Annotated in this window: 8 protein-coding genes, 3 tRNA genes and 1 pseudogene; all 12 read left to right on the top strand. The window is 64.7% G+C overall.

Annotation, left to right across the window (positions count from 1 at the left end; translation table 11 throughout):
- The first annotated feature begins 58 nt into the window (after positions 1-58).
- The 12 genes and pseudogenes from H2O77_RS15285 to nadA all read left to right on the top strand — a co-directional run bounded on the left by H2O77_RS15285 (position 59) and on the right by nadA (position 11738).
- The gene (locus H2O77_RS15285) at positions 59-262 is read left to right on the top strand and encodes a hypothetical protein (protein ID WP_215823474.1); all 204 of its coding nucleotides are present in this window, start codon (positions 59-61) and stop codon (positions 260-262) included.
- 79 nt (positions 263-341) lie between these two features.
- On the top strand, positions 342-1988 hold the full coding sequence (locus tag H2O77_RS15280) for an FMN-binding glutamate synthase family protein (RefSeq protein WP_215823473.1): 1647 nt from the start codon (positions 342-344) through the stop codon (positions 1986-1988).
- A 213-nt stretch (positions 1989-2201) separates the two neighbouring features.
- On the top strand, positions 2202-3023 hold the full coding sequence (locus H2O77_RS15275; protein WP_131432728.1) for a crotonase/enoyl-CoA hydratase family protein: 822 nt from the start codon (positions 2202-2204) through the stop codon (positions 3021-3023).
- Between the two features lie 197 nt (positions 3024-3220).
- Positions 3221-5011: a DEAD/DEAH box helicase gene (locus tag H2O77_RS15270; RefSeq protein WP_215823472.1), complete on the top strand. Its 1791-nt coding sequence runs from the start codon at positions 3221-3223 to the stop codon at positions 5009-5011.
- Positions 5012-5142: 131 nt separating this feature from the next.
- Positions 5143-6357, top strand: a complete 1215-nt coding sequence (locus tag H2O77_RS15265) for a hypothetical protein (protein ID WP_043336371.1) — start codon at positions 5143-5145, stop codon at positions 6355-6357.
- 126 nt (positions 6358-6483) lie between these two features.
- Complete coding sequence (locus tag H2O77_RS15260) at positions 6484-7521, top strand: ScpA family protein (RefSeq protein WP_084589624.1); 1038 nt, start codon at positions 6484-6486, stop codon at positions 7519-7521.
- Positions 7518-8057: pseudogene (gene scpB / locus H2O77_RS17980) on the top strand (SMC-Scp complex subunit ScpB); the annotation flags it as partial. The gene H2O77_RS15260 and the pseudogene scpB, both read left to right, overlap by 4 nt.
- Before the next feature lie 911 nt (positions 8058-8968).
- Entirely contained in the window at positions 8969-9829 is an 861-nt protein-coding gene (gene rluB / locus H2O77_RS15250; protein WP_043336411.1) for a 23S rRNA pseudouridine(2605) synthase RluB, read from the top strand.
- 256 nt (positions 9830-10085) lie between these two features.
- A tRNA-Lys gene (locus H2O77_RS15245) sits at positions 10086-10160 on the top strand.
- Between the two features lie 36 nt (positions 10161-10196).
- Positions 10197-10271: transfer RNA gene (locus tag H2O77_RS15240), tRNA-Lys, on the top strand.
- A gap of 16 nt (positions 10272-10287) precedes the next feature.
- Positions 10288-10362: transfer RNA gene (locus H2O77_RS15235), tRNA-Lys, on the top strand.
- A 317-nt stretch (positions 10363-10679) separates the two neighbouring features.
- Entirely contained in the window at positions 10680-11738 is a 1059-nt protein-coding gene (gene nadA, locus H2O77_RS15230) for a quinolinate synthase NadA (protein ID WP_215824637.1), read from the top strand.
- The last annotated feature ends 35 nt before the right edge of the window (positions 11739-11773 follow it).

Here is an 11773-nt window from a genome sequence, read left to right as displayed (position 1 = left end):
CAGTAACGGGAGACGCCTTCGTGGTTCACGCCACGAAGGCGTCTTCTTGTTTACAGGCATGCCGAGAGCATCGTGGTGCGACTGGCTCAACAGCGGGTTCCACCGTTGGGCAGGACAGTCGGCCCGGCATGCGGCAGGCTGGCGTCATCGTGATGTCGCCATCGCCATCGCCATCGCCATCGCTATCGATGATGCCTGCCTGACAGGCATGGCGTGTTCCGTGGCCGCCGCACTGGACGCAGCCCGTGGTCGCAACTCTTGATCACAACCCCTGGCCGCAACCCCAGACCCTCCCACAACGACAGCCCTGACATTGCTGTTCGCTGGCAAAGGAAGCTTTGATGAAACTGAAATGGTCGCTGTTACCTCGCTACTCCGTCTTCGGGCTCTGTGTCCTCGGCTTGCTGGTCTGCCTGGGGCTGTCGGAGCTGACGCCCTGGATATGGCCGCTGACGCTGCTGATGGCCTTTCTGGTCGCCGTCGGCATCTACGACATGCAGCAGCCGGATTACGCCGTGCGTCGCAACTATCCGGTGATCGGCAACATGCGCTACCTGTTCAAGGCGCTGCGTCCGGAAATGCGTCAGTACCTGTTCGAGTCGGACACCGATCAGCTGCCGTTTTCCCACAAGCAGCGCGAACTGGTCTATGCGCGTGGCCGTCAGCACAATTCCTCCCAGCCGTTCGGTACCTTGCTCGATGTCTATTCCGACAGCTATGAGTTCATCGGCCACTCCATGCAGACCTCGAGCGTGCCGGACCCCAAGGGCTTTCGCCTCAACGTCGGCAACTCCCAGTGCTCGCATCCCTACAATGCCTCGCTGTTCAATATCTCGGCGATGAGCTTCGGCTCCTTGAGTGCCAATGCCATCCGCGCCCTGAACAAGGGCGCCAGGCTGGGCAACTTCGCCCATGACACCGGCGAAGGCAGCATCAGCCCCTATCACCGCGAATTCGGGGGCGATCTGATCTGGGAGCTGGGCAGTGGCTACTTCGGCTGCCGCGACGAGGAAGGGCGCTTCGATGGCGAGAAGTTCGCCCGTCAGGCAGCCAGCGAGCAGGTCAAGATGATCGAGATCAAGCTCAGCCAGGGTGCCAAACCCGGCCACGGGGGCGTCTTGCCGGCCAGCAAGATCAGCGAGGAGATCGCCGAGACGCGCGGGATTCCGATGGGCAAGGACTGCATCTCGCCCTCCAACCACGGTGAGTTCTCCACACCCCTTGAGCTGTTGAGCTTCATCCAGCGCCTGCGCGAGCTGTCAGGTGGCAAGCCGGTGGGCTTCAAGCTGTGCCTCGGTCAGCCGTGGGAGTTCATGGCCATCGTCAAGGCGATGCTCGAGACCGGGATCGTGCCCGATTTCATCGTCGTCGATGGCAGTGAGGGCGGTACCGGCGCCGCACCGACCGAATTCACCGACCACCTCGGCACCCCGCTGCGCGAAGGGCTGCAGTTCGTACACAACTCGCTGGTGGGCGCAGGGCTGCGTGATGAGGTGCGCATCGGGGTCAGCGGCAAGATCATCAGTGCCTTCGATATCGCCTGCGTGATGGCGTTGGGCGCGGACTGGGTCAATGCCGCACGCGGTTACATGTTCGCGCTGGGCTGCATCCAGTCACTGAGCTGTCACACCAACAAGTGCCCGACGGGGATCGCCACCCAGGATGATCTGCGCCAGAAATCGCTGGTCGTGGAAGACAAGGCTGATCAGGTGCGTCACTTCCATCACAACACCCTGCATGCGCTGGCCGAGATCCTGTCGGCGGCGGGCCTGCACACGCCCTGGCAGATCACCCCGGACCACCTGGTGCATCGTGTCTCCGAGAATGAGGTCAAGCTGTTCTCGCACCTGCATCCCTTCCTGACCAAGGGCGCACTGCTGGCGCAAGGGGATGACTATCCCTTCTATCGTCGTGTCTGGGCGATGGCCCAGGCCGAGAGCTTCCAGCCGCGATCGCTGTCAGAAGTGTCGGGGGCCAAGCGCGAGTAGACAATCGTCACCTCTGCGACCAAACGACCGTTCAACAACCGGGCGCAGGCAGTCACACTGAGACGTAGCGAGTCATGCCCGTGGGCAGCTCGACGAACGCAGTGTGGTTGCCTGCGCCTTTTGGGTTTATCACTGGATGAGTGCCATCGCTCGGCACTGTCGTGAAATCGTTCGAGCGCGTGCTTGCTCGTTATCCGTCGCAGGGAGACCGCCATGTCTGACGCTACCCACCTCACGCCTGAACGTTATGTGACCCTCTCGATCAGTGAGCATGTCGCCGACGTGCGTCTCAATCGCCCTGACAAGCACAACGGCATCGACTGGAAGATGATCGATGCCCTGCTGGCGGTACAGCAGGAGTTGCATGCCCGCGCCCGGGAATCAGGCCTGCGCGCCATCGTGCTGTCCGGCGAGGGGCCCAGTTTCTGTGCGGGGCTGGATATCGCCGCCATCATGGGCGACGCCGCCCGCGTGCCGCAGTTGCTGGTCGCGGGGGCCAATGGCTGTGCGCCGCAGCGCAATACCGTGCAGCAGCTGGCGCTGGGCTGGCGAGATGTCGGGGTGCCGGTCATCGCCGCCTTGCATGGCAATGTCTTCGGTGGCGGCCTGCAGATCGCGCTGGGGGCGGACATCCGCCTGTGTGATCCTGATGCGCGTCTGGCGGTGCTCGAGATCGACTGGGGCATCATTCCGGACATGGGCATCAGCGTCACTGCGCGTGGCGTGCGACCGGACTGGCTGCACGAGTTGACGTGGAGCGGGCGCAAGGTCGAGGCCAACGAGGCGCAGAGTGCCGGCCTGGTCACGCGCATCATCTCCAGCCCGCAGGAGGAGGCATTGGCCCTGGCGCGCCAGATTGCCGGGCGCTCTCCCAGCGCCATCCGCGCCATCACGCGTCTCTATGACGAGGCCCTCGCTGCGCCAGAGGCCGAGGCACTGGCGCTTGAGGCAGAACTGCAGTCCTCGCTGCTGGGGCGCGCGGAGCAGACCGAGTGCATCAAGGCCAAGCTCGAGGGACGCGCGCCGCGCTTCTGATCCTGACGGGCCAAGACTGACGGGCTCAGGTTATCCACACCCACTTTGCCGCTGCAGTCGCTGATGCGGATAATGGGGGCATTGTCCCTTCCTGCGATTCGGCGGCCTCTTGATGTCAATGTTCCTGTCAGCCCTCACGTCCCTGGGCCTGCCTGCCGGCAGCGCTCCCACTCATGTGTCTTGCTGGACGGCGCTGCATGTTTGAGCTGCGTCCGTATCAGCAGGAGGCCGTGCGGCGTACCGTCGAGCACTTTCGCCGCAGTGATGAGGCGGCGGTGATCGTGCTGCCCACCGGCAGCGGCAAGTCACTGGTGATCGCGGAGCTTGCGCGTATCGCGCGTGGCCGTGTGCTGGTGCTGGCGCATGTGCGCGAGCTGGTCGAGCAGAACCACGCCAAGTATGAATCCTATGGCAAGGACGCCGACATCTTCAGTGCCGGCCTCAAGCGCAAGCAGGCCTCGCGTCAGGTGGTGTTCGGCTCGGTGCAGTCAGTGGTGCGCAATCTTGATGCCTTCACGCCGGCTGAGCCGACGACTGATGCACAGGCGGCGCCCTTCACGCTGCTGGTGATCGATGAGTGTCACCGGGTCTCGCTGGAGAAGGACGCCAGCTATCGCAAGGTCATCAATCATCTGCGCGAGCACAATCCGCGCCTCAAGGTGCTGGGGCTGACGGCGACGCCGTATCGCCTCGGTCAGGGCTTCATCTTCCACCGTCACTATCACGGCATGGTGCGCGGGGATGACGACTGCTTCTTCCGTGATTGCGTCTTCGAGCAGCCGCTGCGCCTGATGGTGCGGCAGGGTTTTCTGAGTGAGCCGCGGCGTGTCGATGTCGCGGTGGCGCGCTATGACTTCTCGCAGCTGGCACCCGGCATCGGCGGCAGCTTCCAGGAGGCGGAGCTCAACGAGGTGGTGCAGGGCTCGCGCGCGACGCCGGGCATCGTGCTGGATATCGTCGCCCAGGCACGCGAGCGGCACGGCGTGATGGTGTTCTGTTCCACCGTCGAGCATGCCGAGGAAGTCACCGCGCTCCTGCCTGACGGCGAGGCGGCGCTGATCACCGGCGAGACGCCCGGCGAGGAACGCGAGCGGCTGATCAATGCCTTCAAGGCCCAGCAGCTCAAGTATCTGGTCAATGTCGCGGTGCTCACCACCGGCTTCGATGCGCCGCATGTCGACCTGATCGCCATCCTGCGGCCTACGGAATCCGTCAGTCTCTATCAGCAGATCGTCGGGCGCGGCCTGCGTCTGAGCCCCGGCAAGACGGACTGTCTGATTCTCGACTACGCCGGCAATCCCTGGGATCTCTACGCGCCGGAGGTGGCGACGCCGAAACCGGCCGGCGACACCGAGATCGTGCAGGTCGAGTGCCCGGTATGCGGCAATGCCAACCTGTTCTGGGGACGCAAGGATGGCGAGCTGGTGGTCGAGCACTTCGGGCGTCGCTGTCAGGGACTGGTCGAGTCCCCGGAGGGCGAGGGCAGGCCGCTGGTGCAGTGCGACTTTCGCTATCGCGCCAAGGCCTGTCCGCAGTGTGGCGAGGCCAATGACATCGCCGCCCGCCATTGTCATGCCTGTCAGGCACGGCTGGTCGACCCGGATGACAAGCTGCGCGATGCGCTCAAGCTGCGTGATGCACGGGTGCTGCGCGTCAGCGGCTGGCAGCTGGAGGAGGCGCGCAACGGGCGCGGCCTGCCACGCTTGAAGGTGACCTATTACGACGAGGATGGCACCGATCTGTCCGAGTGGTTCGCGCTCGAGACCTCCGCCCAGCGCCACGCCTTCCGCTTGAGCTTCCTCGCGCGTCATCTGCGCGCGCCGGGCAGTGACTGGGCGCCGAAGGACATCGCCGAGGTGCTGGCGGGCGAGGAGCGCCTCAAGGCGCCGGACTTCGTCATCGGGCGCAAGAGCGGGCGTTACTGGCAGATCCGCGACAAGCTGTTCGACTACGCCGGGCACTATCGCACCGGCATCGCCGCCGGCTGACAGGTGCGCTGGCCGCTGCGTGATCCGGTCGCGTGGCGCATGTTGTCAGGGACACGACGTCGCGGGGATGCTGATCGGGGCCTCGGGTTGCTAGACTGGCGGCTTCATACGCCTCAGGGAGAACTCACAAGGTGAGTGCCACCGATACCTCGGCCAGGCTGGTGTCCGGCTTACGCCCCACCGGACACCTGCAACTCGGACACTATCAATCAGTGATCCGGCGCTGGACCGAGCTGCAATACCATCACGATGCCTATTTTCTGGTCGCCGACTGGAACGCGCTGGCGGTCAGCGGTCACGCGCCTCACGAGATCGAGCAATACAGCTGGGCGATGGTGATCGACTGTCTCGCCTGTGGGGTCAACCCCAAGGTCGCTACCCTGTTCATCCAGTCGTGGGTGCCGGAGCTGACCGACGTGCACATGATCCTGGCCAGCGTCACGCCCAAGGCCTGGCTGGAGCGTCTGCCCAGCTACCGCGAGATGGTCGCCGGGCTCGGTGAGCAGCAGGGTGCCAGTCTGGCCATGCTCGGTGCGCCCCTGATGCAGGCGGCCGACATTCTGGCGCTGCGGGGGCAGGTGGTGCCCGCCGGCCCCGAGCAGCGTGCGCATATCGAGTTCACCCGTGAGGTCGCCCGGCGCTTCAATCATCGCTATGGCCGCGATGCCGGCTTCGAGGAGCAGGCTGAACGCGCCATCGCGCGCCTGGGTAAGAAGAGTGGTCGCCTGTATCGCGAATGGTTGAGCGACTATCAGGAAGAGGGCGATCTCGAGGCCTTCGAGCGTGCGCGCGGCCTGCTGGCCGAGACCAGCAAGCTCAACCGCAACCAGCAGGAGCGCCTGCTCGGCTATCTGGAAGGTGGCGGGCGGCGCATCCTCGGCGAGCCGGAACACTGGCAGGGCGAGGTCGAGCCGCTGCTGGGCATGGAGCTCAAGACACACAAGGCCGCACGGGAAGACGCCATCTTCCTGCGCAGCGGGCGCGACGATATCGCGGCCTGCGTGCGCGAGATGCCCACCGACCCTGCGCGCGTGCGCCGCAAGGACCCCGGCGACCCGCAGCGCTGCCCGCTGTGGACGTTGCATGAAAGCTTCACGCCCGCCTCGGACCGCCAGTGGGCGGAGGAGGGCTGCCGTGATGCCAGCATCGGCTGCCTGGACTGCAAGGGCTGTCTGATCGAGCATGTCGACGCGGCGCTGACGCCGATTCGTGAGCGTGCCGAGGCGCTGGAAGGGGAGCATGGCAAGGTGCGCACCATGATGACAGAAGGCGCCGAGCGGGCCCGTGACACCGTGCGTGACACCCTGGATGAGCTGCGGCGCGTGATCGGCCTGACCTATCGCTAGACGCGGGCGGCGCCGAGCGCGGCCCCGGCGTATCACCGGCGGCGTAAAGACTTGGGGGATGGGGCGCGAGCCGCTAGAATGCCCCTCCCCCAGACCCACCTTCACCCGCCTCCTGCAGGAGATGTCATGAGCGACCTGCTCGATGGCGCCAGTTTTGCCCTCACCGATGGGCATCAGCCCGCACCTCTCGTCACGCCCCCGACGGCGGCGTCGACGGTGCTGGCGCGCGTCAACGACACCGCGCTCACCGAGATGCCGCAGGATCTGTACATCCCGCCAGAGGCGCTGCGTGTCTTTCTCGAGACCTTCGAGGGGCCGCTGGATCTGCTGCTCTACCTCATACGTCGCCAGAATCTCGATATCCTCGCCATCAATGTCGCGGCCATCACCCATCAGTACATCGAGTATGTCGAGCTGATGCACGCCATGCAGATCGACCTGGCCGGAGAATACCTGTTGATGGCCGCGATGCTGGCGGAGATAAAATCGCGCAGCCTGCTGCCGCGTCAGCCCAAGGCGAGTGATGACGACGAGGAAGAGGACCCGCGCGCCGAGCTGATTCGCCGCCTGCAGGAATACGAGCAGACCAAGCTGGCCGCCGAAGGGCTGGATGAGATGCCGCGTCAGGGCCGCGACTGGTTCGTGGCCACGGCAGACCTGCCCGAGCTCGAGACGCGGGTGGTGCACCCTGATGTCGACCTGTCGGAATTGCTCGGCGCGTTGTCCGGTCTCCTGCGTCAGGCGGACCTCGTCCAGGCGCACACCATCTCGCGTGAGGTGATGTCGACCCGCGAGCGCATGCTGGCGATCATGAATCTGTTGACCCATGAGCACTTCACGCCCTTCGAGAAGCTGTTCACGCTCGAGGAAGGGCGTGCCGGGGTGGTGGTCAGCTTCATGGCGATTCTGGAGCTGGCCAAGGAGTCGATGATCGAGATCGTCCAGAATGCGCCGCTGTCACCGATTCACGTGCGCGCCCGCACGCCGGAACCGGACCCCGAGGATGACGAGGACTGGCTGGCGCTGGAATTCGCCGACGAAGACGAGGTGGCGGCCGATCAGGGGGCGTTCGATGACGCAGCGTACGATGACGCAGCGTCCGATGATGCGCAGACGTCACCTTCCTTACCCCCATCCGACGAGCAGGAGAACGCGGCGTCATGAGTTTGCGCGATGTCCCGCTGGACCAGATCATCGAAGCGGCCCTGCTGGCCGCCGGCGAGCCGCTGACGCTAGAGCGCCTGGCTGGTCTGTTCGATGAATATTCAAGCCCGACCCGGCCTGCGCTGCGCGAGGCGTTGGGCAAGCTGGAAGCGCGTCACCCGGCCGACAAGAGCGCGCTGGAGCTGATCGAGACCGCCAGTGGCTGGCGGCTGCGCGTTCGCCAGCAGTATTCCCCCTGGGTATCGCGGCTGTGGGAAGAGCGCCCGCAACGTTATTCACGCGCCTTGCTGGAGACCCTGGCGCTGGTGGCCTATCGTCAACCGGTGACCCGTGGCGATATCGAGCAGGTGCGTGGCGTGACGGTCAGTTCCTCGATCATGCGCACCCTGGTCGAGCGCGGCTGGGTGAGAGTGGTCGGTCACCGTGATGTGCCGGGGCGTCCGGCGGTATTCGCCACTACGCGTCAGTTCCTCGATGACTTCGGTCTCAAGACGCTGGAAGAGCTGCCGCCGGTGCATGAACTGAAAGGCTTCGAAGGACTCGAACAGCTCGAGGCAGACCTGTATGATGTGCCGCCCTCTCAGACCTTGCCGCTGCCGGATGACCCGGACGGCGAGACGGAGGAGGCACCGGCAGACAGCGTTGATGCGGGGGCTGATCCAGAGCATGAGACAGCGCCTGAGTCAGCACCTGACGCAGAGACTGGGGGAAAGACTGGGGAAAAGACTGAACCAGGCGCTGAGACAGGGCTTGAATCAGGTCTTGAGACAGGTCTTGAGACCGACACCGGCACCCCGGTGCCCGACGACTGGCAGCCGCCGGACGTCACCGCCGAGCAGCTGGAAGAGGCGCTGAAGATGCGCGCACTCGATACCTCCGGCGCCTCGGCTGACACACCGAGCACAGCAGCACCCTCCGCTTCACAGGCGGAAAATGACCACGCCGGGATGGCGTCCACCGGCTCGGGGTTCGACTTCGCCACACTCGAAGCGCGCCTCAGCCAACGTTTGCGCGGTGCAGACGAGGATGACGACGCTGCCGATGCGCAGCCGCACGACTCCTCCGCTGCCGGGACCGTCGATGATGACGACCCTGCGTAGGCGAAACTCCTATAGATGAAATGGTTCATGTCATGAGCAAGACAGACTCTGATAAGCGCAAGACCTCTCGCCCCGGCAGCAGCCAGGCAGGCAACAAGCAGGCTGGCGGCAAGCACGCCGGTGGCAAGGCCGTGACCGGCAAGGCCTTCGCGGACAAGAACGTCGCGGACAAGAATGTCGCGGACAAGCGCGCGGCAGATTCTGCCGACAAGCGTGGCGAGCAGGCTCGCCCGACCCGTGATACCGGCAAGTCCACGCGCGGCAGCAAGGCCAATGTCGGCAAGAAGCCGGCCGCCGCCGACGCGCCGGAACTGCGTCCGCTGCCGCCGCAGGCCAAGGGCGACAAGCTGGTCGAGGACGAGAAACTGCAGAAGGTGCTGGCGCGCTCCGGTCTCGGCTCCCGCCGTGAGATGGAAGTCGCCATCAGCGCCGGTCGCGTCAAGGTCAACGGCAAGGTCGCCCAACTGGGTGATCGCGTCGGCCCGCGTGACCAGGTCAGCCTCGATGACCGCCCGCAGAGCCTGAAGGGCGCCGAAGAGACGGCGCGTCGCGTCATCATGTACAACAAGCCGGAAGGCGAGCTGTGCACGCGCAAGGACCCGGAAGGCCGCCGCACCGTCTTCGAGCGTCTGCCGCGCCTGAAGGGCGAGCGCTGGATCGCGATCGGTCGTCTCGACATCAACACCAGCGGTCTGTTGCTGTTCACCACCGATGGTGAGCTGGCCAACCGTCTGATGCACCCGTCGACCCAGATCGAGCGTGAGTACGCCGTGCGTGTCATGGGTGAGGTCAAGCGCGAGCACGTCGTCAACATGGTCAATGGCGTGATGCTCGAAGATGGCCCGGCGCGTTTCACCGATGTGCAGGAATTCGGTGGCGAAGGTATCAACAGCTGGTTCCACGTCGTGATCATGGAAGGCCGCAACCGTGAGGTTCGCCGTCTGTGGGACTCCCAGGGCCTGACCGTCAGCCGTCTGAAGCGCGTGCGCTACGGCAACATCTTCCTCGACAAGCGCGCTCGCGCCGGTGAGTGGGTGGAGATGGAGCAGAGCGAGATCGATGAACTGTCCACGCTGGCAGGTCTCGAGCATCGCAAGGCGCCGGCCCTGACGCCGGACGAGCAGAACCGCTGGAGCCGCGACAAGCAGAAGCGTCGTCCGGTGCGCGCCATGAAGAAGCCGCCGCAGCGTACACGCAAGCCGCGCTGATGGCGCAGTCGGTGAGGGCGGCGATGCGCCGTCATTCACTGACATGGCATAAGCTCGTGGACATGTCACAAGCTCGTGCGACCTAAGTGGTAACACGCAAGCCCGCGCCCATCGCGGGCTTGCGTGTCTTTGTCACAGGCGCTGGCGCGGGCGTTTCGCGAGGTGCCAGCGGACAAGCTGGTCATTTACTTGAAGTTTTTTTGCAAAAGGCTTGCGTCGAAACGGGATCGGCGGTATCTTACGTCCCGCTTCGCAAGGGTCGTTAGCTCAGTGGTAGAGCAGTTGGCTTTTAACCAATTGGTCGAAGGTTCGAATCCCTCACGACCCACCATTCTCTGGAATGGTCTCTTGCAAAGCACCCGGCGGCGGGTCGTTAGCTCAGTGGTAGAGCAGTTGGCTTTTAACCAATTGGTCGAAGGTTCGAATCCCTCACGACCCACCATCCGCCACCCAGTTTTGGGTCGTTAGCTCAGTGGTAGAGCAGTTGGCTTTTAACCAATTGGTCGAAGGTTCGAATCCCTCACGACCCACCAGATCTTGCCCCGTGCCTTCATTGGCGCGGGGCAATTTTTGTTACGCGAAAGGAAAGAGTCCGTTGCCCCCAAGTCGACTGGAGCCGCGATCGCGCCAGGCGTATCCTTGTGGGCGAGCCAAGGCTCTTGTCCGCCCAGTGCGGACGACGCTGCGGGCGATAGACGCCCAAGGCACACGCCGCAGTCTGGGGAGCCCAGCTGCAGCGCTGGCAGGGCCGCCACGGGCCGTTCGTGTCCGGGCCGAGTCCTGACCCACTCAGCACAGGGGGAGCCCCTGTGGGCTAGGTGAGAGACACATGAACAGCCTGACTAATGCCATGCCGGGTCGTGAGGCCCACAATGCCGTCCGTGAGCAGGTGCGCGAGCATCTGGCCCGCGCTTACTGCCCGACACGCCCCGCCGCCGAGGATGCCGCGCTGATCGACGAGATCAAGCAGCTGCTCATCGAGCGTGATGCCGCACTGGTCGCGCATTACTACTGTGACGACGCCATCCAGCAGCTGGCCGAGGAAACCGGCGGCTGCGTGGCCGACTCGCTCGAGATGGCACGTTTCGGGGCCCGCCATGATGCCTCGACACTGATCGTCGCCGGCGTGCGCTTCATGGGCGAGACCTCCAAGATCCTGTCGCCGGAGAAGCGCGTGCTGATGCCGACGCTGGAGGCGACCTGCTCGCTGGACCTCGGCTGCCCGGAAGACGAGTTCGCGGCCTTCTGTGATGCCCATCCCGACCGCACCGTGGTGGTGTACGCCAATACCTCGGCGGCCGTGAAGGCGCGCGCCGACTGGGTGGTGACCTCCTCGATCGCCGTCGATGTCATCGAGCACCTGCACGCCCGGGGCGAGAAGCTGATCTGGGCGCCGGACAAGCATCTGGGCGCCTACGTGCAGAAGCAGACCGGTGCCGACATGCTGCTGTGGGACGGCGCCTGTATCGTCCACGACGAGTTCCGCGCCCAGGGCATCAGTGACCTGCTCAAGGTCTACCCGGACGCCGCGGTGCTGGTGCACCCGGAATCACCGCAGTCGGTGGTCGAGCTGGCCGATGTGGTCGGTTCCACCTCGCAGCTGATCAAGGCTGCCGTCGAGCTCGACAATCAGCAGCTGATCGTCGCGACCGATCGTGGCATCTTCTTCAAGATGCAGCAGGCTGCGCCGCACAAGCAGCTGTACGAGGCGCCGACCGCCGGCAATGGCGCGACCTGCAAGAGCTGTGCGCACTGCCCGTGGATGGCGATGAACGGCCTGGAGAATCTGGCCGCTGTGCTGCGTCGCGATCCGGCGGAAGCCAATGCCGAGGAAGTCTTCGTCGATGATGGCCTGCGTGAGCGCGCCCTGAAGCCGTTGACGCGGATGCTGGAATTCAATCGCGGCTGAGCGCTGACGCTGATCGCCACCAATTGATGTCTGCA

The sequence above is a fragment of the Cobetia sp. 4B genome (genome assembly GCF_018831605.1).
Classification (GTDB): Bacteria; Pseudomonadota; Gammaproteobacteria; order Pseudomonadales; family Halomonadaceae; genus Cobetia; species Cobetia amphilecti.
Note: the sequence above shows the minus strand (reverse complement) of the source record. Positions and strands in the feature narration are given on the sequence as shown.

Excerpts from the sequence above, each read along its gene's own strand:
- H2O77_RS15285 (WP_215823474.1), top strand. The coding sequence starts at position 59 with ATGCCGAGAGCATCGTGGTGCGACTGGCTCAACAGCGGGTTCCACCGT.
- H2O77_RS15280 (WP_215823473.1), top strand. The coding sequence starts at position 342 with ATGAAACTGAAATGGTCGCTGTTACCTCGCTACTCCGTCTTCGGGCTC.
- H2O77_RS15275 (WP_131432728.1), top strand. The coding sequence starts at position 2,202 with ATGTCTGACGCTACCCACCTCACGCCTGAACGTTATGTGACCCTCTCG.
- H2O77_RS15270 (WP_215823472.1), top strand. The coding sequence starts at position 3,221 with ATGTTTGAGCTGCGTCCGTATCAGCAGGAGGCCGTGCGGCGTACCGTC.
- H2O77_RS15260 (WP_084589624.1), top strand. The coding sequence starts at position 6,484 with ATGAGCGACCTGCTCGATGGCGCCAGTTTTGCCCTCACCGATGGGCAT.
- nadA (WP_215824637.1), top strand. The coding sequence starts at position 10,680 with ATGCCGGGTCGTGAGGCCCACAATGCCGTCCGTGAGCAGGTGCGCGAG.